This window comes from Desulfovibrio sp. GTC20076, from assembly GCF_055385905.1.
This window is the reverse complement of sequence record NZ_AP039366.1, coordinates 17,887-36,337: the sequence shown is the minus strand read 5'-3', so window position 1 is coordinate 36,337 and position 18,451 is coordinate 17,887. Positions and strand designations below refer to the sequence as shown.

Sequence of the window (18,451 nt, the reverse complement as noted above, 5' to 3'; positions counted from 1 at the left end):
AGGATGCATCATGAAATCTGCAGGCAAAGAAACAGACAGGCAGACCATTACAGAAACCGTGCGCTCCGGCTACGCAGCCATTGCCTCCGGGGCGCAGCGCTCCTGCTGCTCCAACCGCCGGAGCGGTCAGGCTGATCCCGCCAGACTGGCAGAATCACTCGGCTATGACGCAAAAACCCTTGCCCGCCTCCCCGAGGGGGCCAATATGGGACTTTCGTGCGGTAATCCTGTAGCCCTGGCAGCCCTGCTGGAAGGACAAACTGTTCTTGATCTGGGCAGCGGCGGCGGCTTTGACGTTTTTCAGGCTGGGGAGCGCGTAAAGGCCTCCGGCCGTGTCATCGGTGTGGATATGACCCCCGAGATGCTCGCCAAAGCCCGAAAAAACATCGAGTCGTACCGGGAGCTCACCGGGCTGGACAACGTGGAATTCCGGCTGGGAGAAATCGAGCACCTGCCGGTGGCGGACAACAGCGTGGATGTGGTTTTATCCAACTGTGTCATCAATCTTTCGCCGGACAAGGCGCAGGTATGGCACGAAATTTTTCGCGTACTGAAGCCGGGCGGCAAGGTGGCCGTTTCTGATCTGGCGTTGCTCAAGCCGTTGCCCGACAATATCCGCGACATGGCAGCCGCGCTGGTTGGCTGCGTTGCCGGGGCTGTCCTGATAGATACAAGCGCTGCCCTGCTTGAAAAAACCGGCTTTTCCGGGGTCACACTGACGCCCAAACCAAGTTATGTGCAAAGCATGCAGGACTGGAACGACCCCCTCTACGCCGAAATAGCCACCAACCTCCCCAAGGGAGAAGATTTGACGGACTATGTGGTGAGTCTCTCCATTGAAGCCGTCAAACCCTAGCAATCAACGCTTCAAATGATTGCTTAACGGTCGGCAAAGCCCCCTACAATCATTTGGCTACAAGGATTTATCTCCAAATCCTTGTAGAGCATTTCAAGTGTGAACTACTCCAGTGTTCAGACTCCCGCCAACCAGGCGGCAGTTGTGCATCAATAGAGCCTGACCTGTCCTGTCCGGGCAGCCTCGGCCGGTGCGGCCGCCAGTGTATTCGCGCTGGGGGCCGCATGTTTTTCACTTTCCCTGTCACGGCCTTTCCCTGCGCAACGGCGTTATCCCCCCCCAAAAAAAATGGCCGCTGCCGCGAAGGTGCGGGTACGCCGCAGGCCGCTCTTTGCCTGTAACCATTTTTCATAGTTACACACTATGCTATTGCCATCGCAGGCTGTACTATCGGCCATCATACCCGTACCAGGGGGGCTATGGCGAGCACCTGCCTGCCGTGCAACAGCCGGACACGCGTGTGCAATAACGCAGCCTGTGCCGTTTTTTTGCTATCAAAAGGCATTATCCTTGTGCTTTCGCCCGTTTTACTGCGTGTTTCACTTGACATGCTCCAATACCCTTCGTAGAGTCTGTCCACTTATTGGGTCCAGTATTTTTTTTGCCAGAGACTTTACACGGGTGTAAGGCTTCAAGCGGAAAGTCTGCACCCAGAACACAATACGGAGTCTCTAAATGGCTACTTCCATCTATGTCGGCAATCTGCCCTGGTCCGCCACCGAAGACGCTGTGCGCGATCTCTTTTCCGCTCACGGTGATCCTATTTCGGTCAAACTGATCTCTGACCGCGAAACCGGCCGCGCCCGCGGCTTCGGCTTTGTGGAAATGGAAGACGATGAAGCCCAGAACGCCATTTCCGCCCTCAACGGCATGGACTTTGGCGGCCGCGCTCTTCGCGTCAACAAGGCCGAAGAACGCCGTCCCGCTCCCCGCCGCTGGTAGTCCGGCAGCAGGGCAGGACGTCTGCCTGACAGTAAAAGGCCGCAAGCAATTGCGGCCTTTTTTATTGCATACCCTCTTCAGCGTTAATCCCCGCTGGGCGTTTTCAGGCTTCACAAAACTCCGCCATTTTCCTCCCAGCGGTGAAAGATGTTATGCAAAAAGGCCCCCGCATCAATGCTACGGGGGCCTGAGTATTCAAGACATGTATGCGGCGGCTATACCACGCCGTGCTCTCCCGGCCGTTCGAATTTGTCTTTCTTCTGCACCAGGCTTACGTAAAAATCCGTATCGCCCAGGGCCAGCAACATGGCGGAAGACACGTAAATGGACGAAGCCGTGCCCACCACCACACCAATGAGCATGGTCAGCGCAAAGTCATGAATGACGCCACCACCAAGCAGGTAAAGCGCAAGGGTAGACAGGAAGGTCGTGCCACTGGTCAGGATGGTACGTGAAAGCGTCTGGTTGACACTCTTGTTGATAAGATGGGCCATGTCCAGTTCTGGCGTGGCGCGCAGGTTTTCACGCAGGCGGTCGTAGATGATGATGGTGTCGTTGAGCGAAAAGCCCACCAGGGTCATCAGGGCCGCCATGACGTTAAGGTCAATTTCCACATCCAGCAAAGACAGTAGTCCTACGGTGATGGCCACGTCATGTATCAGCCCCACCACTGCCCCCAGGGCAAAGTTCAGCCGCAACACAAAGCAGACGAGCACGGTTATGCTCAGGGCCAGCATCACAAGCCACCCCATGCTGAGTCCGGTAAGCCCCGCCAGATAGATGCCGCCCCACAAGGCTCCGGCCATGATCACGCCTGCCATCCAACGCTGCTCGAAGCGGCCGGAAATATAGACCGCAATGAGCAGAATGGCGTAATAAAGAGCGCTCAGGGCCTTGTTTGTCAGGTCTGCGCCCACCTTGGGGCCGACAATTTCAAGGCGCACAATTTCGGCGGCATTGCCGGGAAAGGTCGCCGCCAGCGCGTCCACAACCGAGGTGCGTAACTGCGTTGCATCGGCGTTTTCCGCACTGCTGAAGCGCAGCAGGTAATCCCGCCCGCCCTCACCGAAGCGCTGGGTGCTGATGCCGGGCAGCGCCGGAATATCCAGACTCTTTTTCAGGGCTTCGTCGGCGACGGGCTCCTGAAACTGTACCTGGACGATAACACCGCCCGCAAAGTCGATGCCCATCTTGAGGCCGTTGCCCCAGATGGCCGAAGCTATGCCTATAAGAATAAGGGCTACGGAAATGCCGTACACCCAGTAGCGCTTGCCAATGAAATCGATATTGGTGTCGTGCTTGACAAAGGTAAAACTCATGACAGCCTCCCGGCGCGCTATATGCTCAGGCCCTTGGGACCGCAATGGCGCGCCCATTCTTCAAAAATGGCCCGCGAAACGAAGATGGCCGTAAACATGGAGGCAACAATGCCCAGCCCCAGGGTTACCGCAAAGCCTCTGATGGGGCCTGTGCCGAACTGGTACAGAATGACCGTGACAATAATGGAGGTCAGGTTGGCGTCCGTAATGGAAACCATGGCCCGGTCAAAACCCGCGCGCACTGCCGCCAGCGGTGTTAGCCCCAGCCGCAGCTCTTCGCGTATTCGTTCGTAGATGAGCACGTTGGCGTCCACCGCCATGCCGATGGTCAGCACTATGCCCGCAATGCCCGGCAGGGTCAGGGTCGCGCCGAACGCGCCCATGCCGGCCATGACGATAAGCATGGTGAAACACAGCATGAGGTCGGCAATAAGGCCGCTGACGCCGTAATAGAAACCAATAAAAATGACCACGGCGGCTGCGCCCACCAGGGCCGCACTGATGCCGCTGTCAATGGCTTCCTGCCCAAGGGAGGGGCCAACGCTGCGTTCTTCAAGCACCGAAACAGGCGCAGGCAGCGAGCCGGCCCGCAGCACAATAGCCAGGTCCTGGGCCTCGGCGGTGGTGAAGTTACCCGAGATGCTGGCCTTACCGCCGCCGATGCGCTCACGGATAACAGGGGCGGAATACACCTTGCCGTCCAGCACAATGGCCATGCGCCGCCCCACGCTTTCACCGGTGACGCGCTCAAAAATACGCGCTCCGCGGGCGTTGAAGCTCATGGTCACATACGACTGGTTCATGTTGTCAAAGGCAGGACGGGCATCAGCCACATCTTCGCCGGTGAGCATGGCGTCCTTTTCAACCGCAATACGGCCTTCGGCCGCCTGCTGCCCGGGATTTTTCTCAAGCATGGGCAGAACGACAACCCCGGGAGGCAGCACAGCCTTGCCGGGGTCCACATCCTCCCGGACCAGATGAAATTCCAGATGGGCCGTCTGGCCGATAATCTGCACAGCGCGGCGCGGATCGGAAATGCCGGGCAGCTGCACCTGAATGCGGTTGCCGGCCTGCTTGCGTATGTCGGGTTCGGCCACACCGAACTGGTCAATACGGTTACGGATAGTGCGCAGTGCCTGGTCAAGGGCCATGTCTTCAAGTCTTTTCACTTCGGCCGGGGTGAAGTGGGCCACATAGCGCAACTGGCCGCCTTCGCCCGCCAGGGGCTGGGCCACGCTCAACTGGGGGAAATGACGGGCCAGAATCTCGCGCAGCTTGCTCTCGTTTTCAGCGCGGGGCAGAATGAATTCAAGGGTTGTGCCGCCCACAACGCGGGGGCGCAGCACAATGATCTTTTCATCCTGGGCCATACGGCGCAGATCCTGCCCGGCCAGAGCCAGGGAATTGCTCACGGCCTTGGCCACGTCCACGCCCAAAGTCAGGTGTATGCCCCCCTTGAGGTCAAGACCGAGATTGATCTTGCTGGACGGCAAAACGCGCTCCAGGGCAGGCCCGATAACGGGCACGCTCGGCAGCGCGTACACAAGAGAAACAAGAAATACCAACGAAGCCAAGATCAGGCGCCAGCGCAGACCCATCGTTCACCTTCCAGACAACAGATTTAAAGCACAGCATGCCCAGATGGGCACTGCACGCCCGGAGCCTTGCAGGCCGTGGGCAGGGCGGACGCCCACGGCGGCGAAATGATACGCGGAACGCGGAGACCGCGTTCAGTCAGAAGAGAAGGGCCGATGCCGCTTCCCGATAAAAATCAGATCCGGCAGGCCGGCTCACGGGCCGGACATGCCAAAAAACCTGGGCTGCTACTTGCTGTCGCCCTTGCCGGGCACCAGGCCGCCAATGGCGCCGCGCGTAACGCGCAGCTTGGCTTCGCCGCATTCAAGCAGCACCTGCTCGTCGTCAATTTCAAGAATGCGCCCGATAAGCCCGCTCGATGTGAGAACGTGGTCGCCCCGCTTCAGTTCGGAAAGCATGAGCTTGTGAGCTTTGGCCCTCTTCTGCTGCGGACGGATAAGCAGAAACCAGAAGATGACGAACATCACGATGAGGGGAAGGAACTGCATCAGCATGTCGGCGCCGCCGGCGGGGGCGCCGCCAGCCTGGGGCGTACCCATGGCGTAGGCTACGGATTCAAACAAAACGCACCTCCAAAGGTGTGGCTGAGTCATATGCCAGTGAACTTCACGCACACCGGGGGCGGCCCCCAAAGCCGTCCTTGTGCCGGTTTGCGCACAATACCAGCGAATTTCTATATACGCTGGCGTTCAATCTTGCAAGCTTTTCCGCCGCGTCCGGCGCGGTAAAACGCCCCACAGCCGCAAGATGTTTTTTTCCGCAGCGTCCTGGCGCACGTCGGGCAAAGCCGGAAGCGCATGTGCAGCGCCGCTTCGGCACATGTCACGCACGGGATAAGGATGCATGCCACACAGGAACTTGCATCCCGTAGCTGACGGGGCTACAGAATATTTTTTCGCAAACGCCGCACAGGAGTTGCCATGCGCCCCTGCCAGACACTTGTTCACGCCGCCCTCATTGTCACTCAGGACAAAGAACGCCGCATTCTTGAAAACGCCAGCATGGCCGTTACAGACGGCATCGTGGCCGATCTCGGCCCGCGTCATGAAATGATCACCTGCTGGCAGCCTCGCCACGAAGCCGATTTCGGCCGATGCCTGTTGCTGCCGGGCCTTGTCAATGCCCATACGCATTCGGCCATGACCTTTTTGCGCGGCCTGGCCGATGACATGCCCCTTATGGACTGGCTCAACAAGCGCATCTTTCCGGTGGAGCAAAAGCTCACGCCCGAAATCGTGCGCCTTGGCAGCCTTATGGGCTATGCGGAGATGCTGCGCACCGGCACAACAGCCTGCGTGGATATGTACATTTTTGAAAAAGAGGCCATGGCTGCTGCGGATCAAGCCGGGCTGCGCTGCCTGGGGGGCGAGGTGGTTTTTGCCTTTCCTTCCGCCGCCTTTCCCGGCCCGGAGGCGGCCCTCGAGGAAACCCGCGCCCTGGCACAAAAATACGCGGGGCATCCCAGACTGAGCATAGCCGTCAACCCGCACAGCGTTTACACCACGACGCCAGAAATACTCGCCGCCTGCCGCGACCTTGCCCGCGAGCTGGCCCTGCCGCTTCACATGCATCTGGCCGAAACAGCCGAAGAAACACAGATATGCCTGCATGCGCACGGTAAAAGGCCCGTGGCCTGCTGCCGCAGCCTTGAGCTGCTGGATGGCCCCTGCACGCTGGCCCATGTGGTGGACGTCACCCCGGACGAACTGGACTTCCTGGCCCAAAGGGGCGCGGTGGCGGTCCATAATATTTCCTCAAACATGAAGCTTGCCTCCGGCGCATCCCCCGTACCCGCCATGCTTGAGCGGGGCATGCCCGTCGCCTTGGGAACAGACGGAGCCGCCAGCAACAACCGGCTTAACATGTTTACCGAAATGGGTCGTGCCGCCCTGCTGCACAAGCTCACCGGCATGGATCCTACCCTTCTGCCGGCCCAGACCGTGCTGGACATGGCCACTCTTGGCGGAGCGGCCGCCATGCACGACAACCGCCTGGGCAGCCTGGCCGTGGGCAAGGCGGCGGACTGCGTGGCCCTGGACCTTGCGGCCCCCAATATGCAACCCCTGTACAATGCCGTTTCACACCTTGTTTACGCTGCCACCGGCATGGAAAACCGTATGACGATGATTGCCGGAGAAATTGTTTATGAGGATGGAAAATTTACCCGTTTCGACTATGACGCCCTGTGCCGCGAAATGACCTCCATACGTGACTTTGTACGCCGTCAGGCCGGTTTGGCCTGACCCGCCCACGCGGGGCGGCAGGGCCGCATTTCCGGCCCGGGGCATGGGGCATATCCGCCCTGGCCGCCGCTGCCAGGAAATTCTCGCCTCTCGCCTCTTGACAGCGGCTTGCGTTCGGCTATATTTCTCCATTCCGAACCGGCGGCCCAGTGCCGCCGCTATTTCGCAATACGGCGCTTCGGCGCATGGAGGATTTGCTATGACCGCTCTGGAAAACGCCACCAAGACCGACGAAGGTGTGGTACTCAACGGCTTTGTTCTTGCCCCGGTGGTGGAGCAGTGTGCCGGCTGTGAACGCGTGCGCGAATTTGAAGACGAGCAGTTCTGCTCCAGCTACCCTGTCCCTGCCAAAAAATGGGTCGGCGGCCGCTGCAATTTCGCCACTCATGTGAAAGCCCAGTCCGCTTCCGGCTCCAAGGTCAACCCCCTCAAGGCGTCCAAGCGCGCCGCCAAGGGCCGCTAGAGCACGCACAATCGGGCGAATGCTCCGCAGGAGCTTTACACAGGCTCTTGCTGCGAAACAGGTGCGGATTTTTTCGTATCCCTGTACAGAGCAGTTTTTACTTTGAAATTGCTCTGGCGACGTGCGGGCAGACTGATCACCGAGGCTATGCGCGGCCAGACTGCACGGCTAAACGCCACAGTGGCCGCCGAGGCGGACTTCGGGAATACAGATTCGCAAAGTTGCACTGCTCTGGCTGGATGTGAAAGACGTCGGATTTTCGGCTTTTGTTCCGCTGCGAACCAATCCGCACGGCACAGGCCGTTTTTCCGTTTCTTTAGCCGTGCGGCGGCCACATCCGGGCCATGCTTCCCCCCAAGGGGCTGCGCAAGCAGCCTCTTGGTTTTTCATTTCTGCGCCACCGCACGGCCTGTGGCACCTGCCCATGCCGCAACGGGCGAAGCCCGCACAACTATTGCAGGCACAGCATCACGGGCGTTCTCTACGGAATCCTTACGGGGCAGATAAAAAAGTGGCCGCAGCAGATGTTGCCCGCCCTGCGGCGACGACGGCATGAAAAACATTGCGGCTGCACGGATTCAGTGCGAAACTGGGCAAGAGGAAAAAGATGCATAAGGATATGGACGCCCTTTTACACGGCCTTGCCGGGCGCGAGGACCGCGTGGTGACGCTGCAAAGCGCGCTTACGGCCTGCCCGGCTCTGGGACCGGATAACGGCGGTGACGGCGAGCAGGCCAAGGCCGCCATTATCGCCGCATGGCTCAAGGCCTGCGGCATAAAGGACCTTGTGCATGTGGACGCCCCTGACAGCCGTGTTTCCTCAGGTGTGCGGCCCAATCTTGTTGCCCGCATCCCGGGCAGGACAAAACGTACGCTCTGGCTTTTCGGCCACATGGACGTTGTCCCCCCCGGCGATCTTTCTGCCTGGCAGTCCGACCCGTGGCAGGTACGGCGCGAGGGCGACATGCTTTACGGCCGCGGCGTGGAGGACAACCAGCAGGCCATAACAAGCATGCTGCTGCTGGCCGAAGAACTGCAACAGCGCCACATTACGCCGGAACTGAGTCTTGGCCTTGTCTTTATGGCCGATGAAGAAACAGGCAGCACGTACGGGCTGGAGCACGTCCTCACTGCCAAGTCCGGACTTTTCAGCCAAGACGACCTGTATATCGTACCTGACGCCGGTTCGCGGCAGGGCGACGTCATCGAGGTGGCAGAAAAAGGACAGCTCTGGCTCAAGGTCCGCACCATTGGCGTGCAATGCCATGCCTCAACTCCTCACAAGGGCCGCAACGCCTTTCTGGCCGGGGCGGACATGGCTCTCGCCTGCCATCACGGCCTGAACGCGGCTTTTGATGCTGCCGACCCGCTTTTCAATCCTCCCGCTTCCACCTTTGTACCCGGCAAGCACGATGCCAATGTGCCCAACATCAACACCGTGCCGGGCGATGACGTTTTCTATGTGGACTGCCGCCTTTTGCCGCAGGTGGACCCGCAGGCGGTGCTGGACAGGACGCGCGCGCTGGCAGACGTGGTGGCAGAACGCCACGGTGTGCGCATAGAAATCAGCGTTGTACAACAGCAGGCCGCTTCGGGCCTGGCTGAAGACAGCCCGATCATAACGGCCCTCAAGACCGCTGTGGCCGAAGTATATGGGGTTGAAGGCAGGGTCGTGGGCATTGGCGGGGCTACCGTGGCGGCGCAACTGCGGCAGCGCGGCCTTGCCGCCGCCGTATGGAGCTGTGTTGAAAACACCTGCCATCAGCCCAACGAGCGCTCCTCCATCACCGCAGCCATTAAAGATGCCCAGGTGTTCACCCACATACTCATGAATTCCGCCCATGTCTGATTCATACAACGCAAGCACATTTGACTGCATCGTGGCCGGAGGCGGCCATGCCGGCTGCGAAGCCGCCGTGGCCCTTGCCCGCATGGGACACAGCGTGCTGCTCATCAGCGGCAACCTTGACCGCCTGGGCTACCTTTCCTGCAATCCCGCCATCGGCGGCCTTGCCAAGGGGCACATGGCGCGCGAAATCGACGCCCTGGGCGGCATGATGGGCCTGTGGGCCGATGCCGCGGGCATACAGTTTCGCATGCTGAACATGAGCAAAGGACCGGCCGTGCGGGCTACCCGCGCGCAGATGGACCGCCTTGTCTATCAGCGAGTGGTGCAGCAGACGCTCTATTCCACGCCCGGGCTGCGCATCTGGCAGGATTCTGTCATCGAGATCACCGCGGGCGACAGCCGCGCCACAGGTGTGCGCACGGCACAGGGGCTTGAGTTTTCCGCCCGCCATGTGCTGCTGACCACGGGAACATTCCTTGACGGCCGCATCCATATGGGGCTGACCAGCATCCCCGGCGGCCGCCTTGGCGATGCGCCCGCACTGGGTCTTTCCGACAGTCTGCGCACTCTGGGCTTTGAACTGGGCCGCCTCAAAACAGGCACTACCCCGCGGCTGTTGAAATCATCCATCAATTATGCCGTGCTGGAAGAGCAAAAAGGTGATGATCCGGCACCGGCATTCAGTTTTCACGGCCCAGGCCCGGTCTTGCCTCAGGTTCCCTGCCATGTGACCTGGACCAATGAGCAGGCCCACGAGATCATCCGCAGCGGCTTTGACCGCTCGCCCATGTTCACGGGCGTTATCAAGGGAACGGGCGCGCGTTACTGCCCCTCCATTGAAGACAAGATCGCCCGCTTTCCCGACAGGGAACGGCATCAGATATTCCTTGAACCTGAAGGCCTGGACAGCGCCGAAGTTTATGCCAACGGCATCTCCACCAGCCTGCCGCTGGATGTGCAGATCGGCATGATCCACGCTGTTCCCGGCCTGGAAAACGCCGTCATGCTGCGCCCGGGCTACGCCATCGAATACGATTTTTCCGATCCCGTGCAGCTTATGCCCACCCTTGAAAGCAAGGCCGTTCCCGGCCTGTGGCTGGCGGGGCAGATCAACGGCACTTCCGGCTACGAAGAGGCTGCGGCCCAGGGCCTGTGGGCGGCGCTGAACATTTCGTGCAGGCTGCGTGAAATGCCGCCCTTTCTGCTGGGACGCGACGAGGCCTACATGGCTGTTCTGGTGGACGATCTGGTAACTTCTGGCACTCAGGAGCCTTACCGCATGTTTACCTCGCGCGCCGAACACCGCCTGCTGCTGCGCGAAGACAATGCCGATACACGCCTGACGCCCCACGGGCGGCAGCTGGGCCTGGTAAACGATGCCCATTGGGATGCATTCTGCCGCAAGCAGGATGCCGCAAACCGCCTGCGTTCGGGCCTCGAGCAAAAACGCATCCCTGCCCCAGGGCGCGGCTCTCTCGCGGATGGACCTGCAACGGACTCTGGGCAAGATAAAGGCACCGTAACAACGGGCATGTCCGCTACAAGCAAGACCGCCGACCTGCCCGTTGGGCGCACCCTGGCCGAGGCCCTGCGCAGGCCCGAACTGGACCTGCACGGCCTTGCGGCACTTCTGCGCTCCTGTGCCTGTGAAGACACGGCCGCCGCCGCGGAATTTCTTGAGCATGAGATGGCGCTGGCCGGAGCTGGCGTGTGTGAAAGCGTGCAGACAGAGATCAAGTATGCGGGATATCTGAGCCGTCAACGCGAACTGGTTGCGCGCGCGGCAAAGCTTGAGTCCACAGCCTTGCCCCCGGATTTGGATTATGCCACAGTAGCAGGGTTGTCCCGTGAGGTGACGGAAAAGCTCGACCGTGTCAGACCCCTGAGCCTTGGCCAGGCCGGGCGCATTTCAGGGGTCACCCCGGCGGCAGTGGGCTGCCTGGAAATACACTTGCACAAACTGGGCCTGCTCTGATGTCGGCAAGGCGGCACAGCAGGCACACGGCAGGCCCCGGGCCAAAAATTATTCTTCCTCCGGCCGGACCGGAAGGGCCGCAAGGCTCCTCACGGCACAGCGGAACGTATTCGGTGAGTCTATGACAGGCAAACAACTTCTCCTGGTCTTCGCCGTGGTGCTGATCATTTTCTGCACGATCTTCGTCGTCGTTCAGGCGCGTGTACAGCGGCAGCGGCAAGAGGCCCGGCGCAAGGCCATCATCCGAAAACTGCTTGAAACGGCGCAGGAACAGAACGAAATCTTCGATATCAACGTGCTGGACAAGGCATCCACCCACAAAGGCCTTGCCGCCCTGCTGCAAAGCATCTCTCCCACGGTTCTTGGCATGGAGGTTCTGGGCTTTATCTCGCAGGAACTGGCGGGCATGCCCGTGGAAATCTATTTTCGGGCCACCCTGCCCGAAGGCGCGAGCTTTTACAAATTTCGCTCCACCATCGTGTCAGTAGAAGCTGGACGGGAAAAATCCCGGCTGCACCTGGCTTCTCCCGAAGATCTTGATGCCGGGCAAAAACGCCTTTTCATCCGCATCAAACCACCCAAAGAAAAAATACGCGTTATCGGCGTGTGGGAGCTGGACCCCAACAAGGCCATGCCCCGCAATACGGCCGAAATAAACCGCCCGCTTCTGCACTACCGGCGCGGCATGGAAAAAGAGTCGGTGCAGGTGGAAAACATCTCGGCCACAGGCATGGCCCTGCGTTTTCCCATGGAAGATCTGGATGTCAAGCCGGTTGACCTGGACAAAGGTTCGCAGTTACTTTGTCTTATAATTTACGGCATGGGCAAGGAAGAAAAAATCGTTACTTTCTGGTGCACCTGCAATGTGCTCCACGCCCGTGTGCATGAAGGCCCCAGTCCGGCCCTTGTGCTTGGCACCGAATTTACCAACTGGGCCGTACTTGAACAGGGCAAGTCCGACATCCACTGGTTCCACAGCCCGCAAGCGCGCGGTGTGTCGCCCATAACCCAGTGGGTCATGTATATGGACATGGAGCAGCGCAAACTGCTTTAACGGCCGGTTCCGAAGCGGCGGCCCCTGAAGAGTTTTTTCGGGCCGTAAAGTACGGCATCATCGTGAACGGCGCACAAATCTTGCGCAGTTGCGGTGTTATGGCTACAGCAGACCACATAAACGCCCTGCTGAAGCCGCCGTTGAGCAAAAGAACTACAACCGAGTGCAGGCCGCAAAGCACGGCCGCACCGGGGACAAAATTTGCCGCCATTGGGCAAAGCCGCGGCAAAACCGCCAGAAGCATCCGCAGGCGCGGCATGCCGCGCGGCGAACATGGCCCACGGGGCGCATAGTGCGGCCCGGTCCCATTCCCAACCAAGGAGACTACATTGGACGGTGGTTCGGAAGGTCATAGTACCATCTGGTCGCGCCTGAGCAGGCTGTTCGGGCACGATGATCAGGAATCTCTGGAAAAAGCCATTCTTGAAGCGCGCGCCGAAGGCGAGGTGGAGCCCGATGAGGAATCCATGCTGCTCGGCATCTTGCGGTTCAACGACCTCCAGGTGCAGGACACCATGATTCCGCGCACCGATATCGACTGCGTGCCTCATGACATGCCCATGGCGGAGGTGGCGGCCATCATTGTCCGCTCCGGGCACTCCCGCATTCCCGTCTACAAGGAAACCCGTGACAATATCGTGGGCATCCTGCATGCCAAGGACCTGCTGCGCAGCATGCTTGACGGCGAGGGCAACGTGTCATCACTGGCTGGCCTCATCCGCGAGCCGTTCTTTGTGCCCGAAACAAAATCCATCCGTACTCTGCTTCAGGAATTCCGCGCGCGCAAGCAGCACATTGCCATTGCTCTGGACGAGTACGGCGGAACCTCGGGTCTCATCACCATTGAGGACGTGCTGGAAGAAATCGTGGGCGACATTGAAGACGAACACGATACCCCGCGTGAAGAAGACATACGCCCCGTGGGCGACAATATTTACGAGCTCACCGGCCGCGCGCTGCTTGAAGACCTTGAAGATATGGGCGTAGACCTCGATTCGGACGAGGTAGACACCATCGGCGGCTACCTCAGCATGGAGGCAGGGCATGTACCCGCCCCCGGCGAAAGCTTCACCTTGCGCGGCTGGACGTTTACCGTGCTTGAGGCCGACCGGAAACTGATTCTGCGTCTGCGGATGGAACCGGCCGACAGCGCTGCCAGCCGGCAGACTGCCGGACAGGATACCGCACAGCAGGATGGAGAACAGGGCGCCGGGCCAGAGACGGCACAGGACGCCGCGCAGGATGAGGCATCTGACGATCCTGCCGTGGCCCCGCGCTACGAAACACTGCCGGGCAGCCTTGGCGCTGCCGCCCCCCTGGACGATGCAGCGGCATCTCCCCAGGCCGCAGTGCAAGCCGCCGAGGAAATCCTCCGCAGCACGCCGCCCCCGGCGGCCGAAACAGGAGATGACGCGCCCCGCCCTACGGAGTCCCCACGGGTATGACCTTTTTTCCGTCGGCTGCATCTCGGCCCGGGGGACGCATCTTGCCCGTGGCCCTTGCGGGGGCCTTGGGACTGTGGCTCGGTTTTCCCAATGACCTTGCCGGCATACCGCCCCTGGTCCTGCTGTGGCCGCTGGCCCTGGCCTGGCTGGGGCTGCACGCCGCCACGCGCGGCGCCGCCATGCGCTACGGCTGGCTCACAAGCCTGGCCGGAAGCATAGCCGCCCTTTACTGGCTCAGTCTGCCTGTGCATAATGTGGGCGGCCTGCCCTGGCTGCTGGCTGTTCCCTGCGCCCTGCTTATTGCGGCCTGCATTTCCAGCGCAGGAGGCTTTTTTTCAGTGGCAGCGCATCTGCTGCGCCACCGTCCGCCCTGGCTATGGGCCGTGATGCTGGGGCTGTTGTGGTATGTGCTCGAAGCTGTGTACGCGCTGGTGCTGGGCTTTCCCTGGCTGGAGCTTTCGGGCGCTCTGGCGGCATGGCCCTTGCTGGTTCAGGGGGCAGACGCCATCGGGTCCTACGCCCTCGCCGGGCTGTGGACCACCATCGCCCTGTGGTGCGGGCTTGCCTTGCTGCCGCACCCTGCACAGACCGCGCCCGCAGCGGAAAAAAACATGCGTCAAAACGGCAAGGCGGCCCACAACTGCCGCATGCCCTGGCGGCCCGCATGCCTGGCATCAGGCCTGCTCATGGCTGCCCTGCTGCTCGGCTACGGAGCGCTGCGTATGCACCGCCAGCCGCTTACCAGCGATCCTGGCGGCCCGCAAAGTGTGCTGGCCCTGTTTGTCGAAGGCAATGTGGACCAGAACCAGAAATGGTTGCCCGCCTTCCAGCGGCAGACCGTTGACCTGTATCTGAAACTTACCTACGACGCGCTGGCGCAGAAACCTGACGAAAGGCCCCTGATCATCTGGCCGGAAACGGCCCTGCCTTTCTTTTTCGAAACCAACCAGCTGCACTCGCCGCGGGTACGGCAACTGCCTGCGATCACGGGCTGCCCCCTGCTTTTAGGTGCGCCCGGCGTGGAACGGCTGCCGGACAAAAAAGAACCGGCTGTCTTCAACCGCGCCTTTCTGCTCACGCCGCCCTCCGGCGAAGCAGCCGCCCACTACGACAAGGAGCATCTGGTTCCCTTTGGGGAATACCTGCCGGAATGGCTCAACTGGGGCTTTCTGGAGGCGCTGCTGCAAGGCGTGGGGGTCTACGAGACCGGCACGGCCATCGCGCCCCTGCGCTACGGCAATCTTGCCCTGGGCATGCTCATTTGCTATGAAGGTATATTTCCCTGGCTGGCCCAGGCGCGCGTACAGGACGGAGCCAACATTCTGGTGGACATCAGCAATGACGGCTGGTTCGGCGCGACTCCCGCAGCGCGGCAGCATCTGTACCTTACGGTTCTGCGTGCTCTTGAACAGAACCGCTGGATTCTGCGCGGCACCAATACCGGCATCTCCGTAGTGGTAGACAGCCGGGGCCGTCTGGTCATGCGCGGCGACCAGTTCAGGGAGCAGGCCATCTGGGGCCGGGCCGCCCTTGAAAGCAGGCCGAGCCTGTACCACCGCCTGTGGCCCTGGCCCCTGCCCGCAGCCACAGCGCTGCTGACCGGTCTGGTTTTATGGGGTCCCGGCGGCAGTATCCGCCGCCGCACCCGCGTCTGACACAGCTCACGCGCCTTTTCATATTTGTTATATAACGTGCAGCCGCATAGCGGCTTTTCCGGCAAAAACGCCGGGCCACCTTCAACCCACAGATCCACCATGTTGCAACTCACCGACCTTCGCGCCGCCTGCCCTCCTCTTGCCCAACGTTTTGCCTCCCTCTGGGGGCGTCTTTGACGTGGCGGCCAGCGAAAAACGGTTGCAGGCCATTGAAACAGAAATTTCACGTCCCGGCGCATGGGACAAACCCGAAGCGCTCACGCCCCTGCTTCAGGAAAAACGCCGCCTCGAAGATGAGGTGGCCCGCCTGAACAAGCTCAAAACCTGCCACGACGATATGAACGAGTGGCTGGCTCTGGCAGCGGAAAGTGAAGATCCTGAAGCGCTGGAATCCCTGGCGCAGCAGCAGAAGGATCTGGCCGCCCTGCTGGACGAAACAGAACTTGTGATGCTGCTTTCCGCAGAAGAAGACAGCCAGGACGCCATACTTGAAATCCATCCCGGCGCGGGCGGCACAGAGTCTCAGGACTGGGCAGAAATGCTGCTGCGCATGTATACCCGCTGGGCTGCCGATCATGACTACAAGGTTGAAGAGCTTGACTTTCTGCCCGGCGACGAGGCCGGCGTGAAAAGCGTTACCCTGCGCGTGGGCGGGCCGCATGCTTTCGGCTTTCTCAAGAGCGAGCGCGGCATCCACCGCCTCATCCGCATTTCGCCCTTCGACTCCTCCGGCCGCAGGCATACATCTTTTGCTTCGGTGGATGTTATCCCCGACGCTGGTGACGATATTGAACTGGACCTCAAGGAAGCCGACCTGCGAGTGGATATTTTCCGCTCCAGCGGTCCCGGAGGCCAGAGTGTCAACACCACAAGCTCTGCCGTGCGCATAACCCATATTCCCTCGGGCATATCCGCCCAGTGCCAGAACGAAAAATCGCAGCACCACAACAAGGAAACTGCCTTGCGCGTCCTGCGCGCCCGCCTCTACAACATGGAACTTGAAAAACGCGAAGCCGCGCGCCAGGCCCAGTACGCCGGCAAGGACGCCATTGCTTTCGGCAGCCAGATACGCACCTACACCCTTCAGCCCTATCGCCTGGTCAAGGATCACCGCACAGGTACAGAGGTCGGGGATGTGGATGCGGTTCTGGACGGGCAGATTGACGCCTTCCAGCACGACTACCTTTTGCACCGCCATGAGCAGCAACGCTGAGTTTGAAGCCCTTGCGCGCGAAATGCTGGCCCTGAGCCAGACCAGCGCCCCCGATGCGGACTCCCCGCGCAAAGCTGACGGCCCGGGCCGGGGCGGGGTGCTGGTGGCCCGCCTTTTGCCCGACTTCAACCTGGAGCGCTGGCGGCATTTCTGCCGCGATCACGCCAAGGGGCGCTGGTATGTATGGCCCGCAGGGCCAGACACCCCGCCAGACCTCGCCCATATGGACGCCTGCGGCGGTTCGCCGCCTGCCGACGATGCCCTGGTAGCCGGGCTTCTGCTGGAGCAGATCCGGCGCGAGATGCTGCGCGGTGCGCGCTCCGGCAGCGAGCTCAGCCTCATATGCGCCGCCTTGCCCCAGCGGGATGTAATGGCTCCACAGCTCGGGCAGAACATGACCGCCCTGATGGACGCGGCCCTGGCTGCCAGCCTGCGGGAGCACAGCGAAGCCTGCGACAGCCTGGGGCACCTGGCCTGTGGCAGCTACGCCCTGCTGCTCCCCGGCGTGGGTGCGCTCAGAGCGCGCCTGCTGTCCAGCGCCATACAAAAAACCTTTCTGCAGCAAGCCATGCTGCGCTGCGGCAAGCCGGACACAGCCCCGCCCGCCTGCGCACTTGGCATCGCCTGTGCCGATTCCGGCGCGGCCATTACCGCCGAAGCACTGCTGGCAAAGGCGCGCAGCGCCCTGCAGGATGCACTGCTGCAAACACAGCAGCAAAATTCCGGCCGGATCTGCCTTGCAGACAGCACCAGCCTGGAAGAGCGCGCAAGTCTGGTACATTCCAGCGAAAAACGCTTTCTTTTTTTCGGGAGAAACAACTGATGGCAAATAAAACCCTGAGCGTGGCCCTGCTGAGCGGCAAGGGCGGAGTCGGCAAGACCAACATAACGCTCAATATGGCCTGCGCCCTGTACCAGATGGGTTTTAAAAACCTGCTGATGGACTGTGATCTGGGCCTCGCCAACCTTGATGTTCTGCTGGGCATCACCCCTGAAGGCAACCTGCAGAATACCCTGCTTGGCGAAGCCGGCATAGGCGATGTGCTGTACCATGTCGAAACACAGGGTTTCGACGTACTGCCCGCCGCCTCCGGCGTGCCGGAGCTTACCGAGCTTCAGCCCGACATGCGCAACATGCTGCTGGACCGCCTTGAACCGGAGCTGGACAAGTACGACTTTGTTTTTATGGACGTGGGCGCGGGCATTTCCGGCACGGTACAGACCTTTGCCGCCCTGGCGGCCATGCGCATTGTTGTCATCACTCCCGAACCCACATCGCTCACAGACAGTTACGCCCTCATCAAGGTTCTTAATGCCCGCTACGGCCTGCAGGACTTTATGGTGATCGTCAACCAGGTGGCTTCTGCCAGCGAGGCCAAAGCCTCGTTTGACAAACTGTACGGAGCCTGCCGCCATTTTCTGCACATCGAGCCGGTACTGCTCGGGCATATCCGCGATGACAAGAAAGTTCCCGAAGCCGTGTGCCGCCAGCAGCCGCTTATGCGCATCGCCCCCGGCAGCCCTGCGGCCCAGGACATACAAAATCTGGCCGCACGCCTGCAAAGGCTGCGTCTTGGCATGGCCGACTGGCTGGCCCCCAGAAAGGTGCTGCAGTCCATATCCGCAAAAGGATGAAGAAGACGGCCTAAAAACCACGCGGACTGTTTACCTTGTTGCATAAAAGGTATAGAGATGCATTAATACTAGATGCCTATCGTTAGCCCTTGGGCATTCAGGCAGCAAAGCACTTTGACAGCGCGAGGCGACACGGCAGAATCGCCAGCAATATCTTCAAGATAGTGGACGAGCAACGCTGTTTCAGGCAGAATGCCTTTGCGGGC

At 60.6% G+C, this 18,451-nt stretch carries 14 protein-coding genes and 1 pseudogene; 12 read left to right on the top strand and 3 right to left on the bottom strand.

What is annotated here, in order from left to right; all coding sequences use genetic code 11:
* Positions 1-10 precede the first annotated feature (10 nt).
* Positions 11-856, top strand: coding sequence for an arsenite methyltransferase (arsM, locus tag ACZ495_RS00140; RefSeq protein WP_012625546.1), 846 nt, complete (start codon positions 11-13; stop codon positions 854-856).
* A 675-nt stretch (positions 857-1,531) separates the two neighbouring features.
* On the top strand, positions 1,532-1,798 hold the full coding sequence (locus ACZ495_RS00135; protein WP_012625547.1) for an RNA recognition motif domain-containing protein: 267 nt from the start codon (positions 1,532-1,534) through the stop codon (positions 1,796-1,798).
* Between the two features lie 215 nt (positions 1,799-2,013).
* On the opposite strand, the gene secF is transcribed toward ACZ495_RS00135, so the two are convergent.
* The 3 genes from secF to yajC form a co-directional block, all read right to left on the bottom strand.
* Positions 2,014-3,117, bottom strand: coding sequence for a protein translocase subunit SecF (secF, locus tag ACZ495_RS00130; RefSeq protein WP_012625548.1), 1,104 nt, complete (start codon positions 3,115-3,117; stop codon positions 2,014-2,016).
* Positions 3,118-3,134: 17 nt separating this feature from the next.
* On the bottom strand, positions 3,135-4,715 hold the full coding sequence (gene secD / locus ACZ495_RS00125; protein WP_012625549.1) for a protein translocase subunit SecD: 1,581 nt from the start codon (positions 4,713-4,715) through the stop codon (positions 3,135-3,137).
* Positions 4,716-4,940: 225 nt separating this feature from the next.
* Positions 4,941-5,276, bottom strand: a complete 336-nt coding sequence (yajC, locus tag ACZ495_RS00120) for a preprotein translocase subunit YajC (protein WP_012625550.1) — start codon at positions 5,274-5,276, stop codon at positions 4,941-4,943.
* Between the two features lie 357 nt (positions 5,277-5,633).
* Between yajC and ACZ495_RS00115 the strand changes: the two genes are divergently transcribed.
* The 10 genes and pseudogenes from ACZ495_RS00115 (at position 5,634) to ACZ495_RS00070 (ending at position 18,245) form a co-directional block, all read left to right on the top strand.
* Entirely contained in the window at positions 5,634-6,956 is a 1,323-nt protein-coding gene (locus ACZ495_RS00115; protein ID WP_012625551.1) for an amidohydrolase family protein, read from the top strand.
* 199 nt (positions 6,957-7,155) lie between these two features.
* A complete protein-coding gene (locus ACZ495_RS00110) occupies positions 7,156-7,419 on the top strand; it encodes a PxxKW family cysteine-rich protein (protein ID WP_012625552.1) in 264 nt (87 codons plus the stop codon).
* A 607-nt stretch (positions 7,420-8,026) separates the two neighbouring features.
* Positions 8,027-9,268 (top strand): M20 family metallo-hydrolase, encoded by a 1,242-nt coding sequence (locus ACZ495_RS00105; protein ID WP_464262442.1) that lies wholly within the window; start codon positions 8,027-8,029, stop codon positions 9,266-9,268.
* Positions 9,261-11,243: a tRNA uridine-5-carboxymethylaminomethyl(34) synthesis enzyme MnmG gene (gene mnmG, locus ACZ495_RS00100; protein ID WP_394027148.1), complete on the top strand. Its 1,983-nt coding sequence runs from the start codon at positions 9,261-9,263 to the stop codon at positions 11,241-11,243. The genes ACZ495_RS00105 and mnmG overlap by 8 nt, the downstream gene beginning before the upstream one ends.
* Positions 11,244-11,364: 121 nt before the next feature.
* The gene (locus ACZ495_RS00095; RefSeq protein ID WP_012625555.1) at positions 11,365-12,297 is read left to right on the top strand and encodes a PilZ domain-containing protein; all 933 of its coding nucleotides are present in this window, start codon (positions 11,365-11,367) and stop codon (positions 12,295-12,297) included.
* Positions 12,298-12,626: 329 nt separating this feature from the next.
* Positions 12,627-13,451, top strand: a pseudogene (locus tag ACZ495_RS00090) (hemolysin family protein); the annotation flags it as partial.
* Between the two features lie 287 nt (positions 13,452-13,738).
* Positions 13,739-15,397: an apolipoprotein N-acyltransferase gene (gene lnt / locus ACZ495_RS00085; protein WP_464262441.1), complete on the top strand. Its 1,659-nt coding sequence runs from the start codon at positions 13,739-13,741 to the stop codon at positions 15,395-15,397.
* Positions 15,398-15,496: 99 nt separating this feature from the next.
* Positions 15,497-16,610 (top strand): peptide chain release factor 2 gene (gene prfB, locus ACZ495_RS00080; RefSeq protein WP_012625558.1). Its coding sequence is split into 2 segments (ribosomal slippage): positions 15,497-15,571 and positions 15,573-16,610, totalling 1,113 coding nucleotides; the frame shifts between segments, so codons are not numbered across the junction.
* Entirely contained in the window at positions 16,594-17,433 is an 840-nt protein-coding gene (locus tag ACZ495_RS00075) for a diguanylate cyclase (protein ID WP_012625559.1), read from the top strand. The genes prfB and ACZ495_RS00075 overlap by 17 nt, the downstream gene beginning before the upstream one ends.
* Positions 17,433-18,245, top strand: coding sequence for a MinD/ParA family protein (locus tag ACZ495_RS00070; RefSeq protein ID WP_012625560.1), 813 nt, complete (start codon positions 17,433-17,435; stop codon positions 18,243-18,245). The genes ACZ495_RS00075 and ACZ495_RS00070 overlap by 1 nt, the downstream gene beginning before the upstream one ends.
* Positions 18,246-18,451: the final 206 nt, after the last annotated feature.

What these genes read in the sequence shown, in the direction of transcription:
- arsM (WP_012625546.1), top strand. Translation starts at nt 11, where the DNA reads ATGAAATCTGCAGGCAAAGAAACAGACAGGCAGACCATTACAGAAACC.
- ACZ495_RS00135 (WP_012625547.1), top strand. Translation starts at nt 1,532, where the DNA reads ATGGCTACTTCCATCTATGTCGGCAATCTGCCCTGGTCCGCCACCGAA.
- secF (WP_012625548.1), bottom strand. Translation starts at nt 3,117, where the DNA reads ATGAGTTTTACCTTTGTCAAGCACGACACCAATATCGATTTCATTGGC.
- secD (WP_012625549.1), bottom strand. Translation starts at nt 4,715, where the DNA reads ATGGGTCTGCGCTGGCGCCTGATCTTGGCTTCGTTGGTATTTCTTGTT.
- ACZ495_RS00115 (WP_012625551.1), top strand. Translation starts at nt 5,634, where the DNA reads ATGCGCCCCTGCCAGACACTTGTTCACGCCGCCCTCATTGTCACTCAG.
- ACZ495_RS00110 (WP_012625552.1), top strand. Translation starts at nt 7,156, where the DNA reads ATGACCGCTCTGGAAAACGCCACCAAGACCGACGAAGGTGTGGTACTC.
- ACZ495_RS00105 (WP_464262442.1), top strand. Translation starts at nt 8,027, where the DNA reads ATGCATAAGGATATGGACGCCCTTTTACACGGCCTTGCCGGGCGCGAG.
- mnmG (WP_394027148.1), top strand. Translation starts at nt 9,261, where the DNA reads ATGTCTGATTCATACAACGCAAGCACATTTGACTGCATCGTGGCCGGA.
- ACZ495_RS00095 (WP_012625555.1), top strand. Translation starts at nt 11,365, where the DNA reads ATGACAGGCAAACAACTTCTCCTGGTCTTCGCCGTGGTGCTGATCATT.
- lnt (WP_464262441.1), top strand. Translation starts at nt 13,739, where the DNA reads ATGACCTTTTTTCCGTCGGCTGCATCTCGGCCCGGGGGACGCATCTTG.
- ACZ495_RS00075 (WP_012625559.1), top strand. Translation starts at nt 16,594, where the DNA reads ATGAGCAGCAACGCTGAGTTTGAAGCCCTTGCGCGCGAAATGCTGGCC.
- ACZ495_RS00070 (WP_012625560.1), top strand. Translation starts at nt 17,433, where the DNA reads ATGGCAAATAAAACCCTGAGCGTGGCCCTGCTGAGCGGCAAGGGCGGA.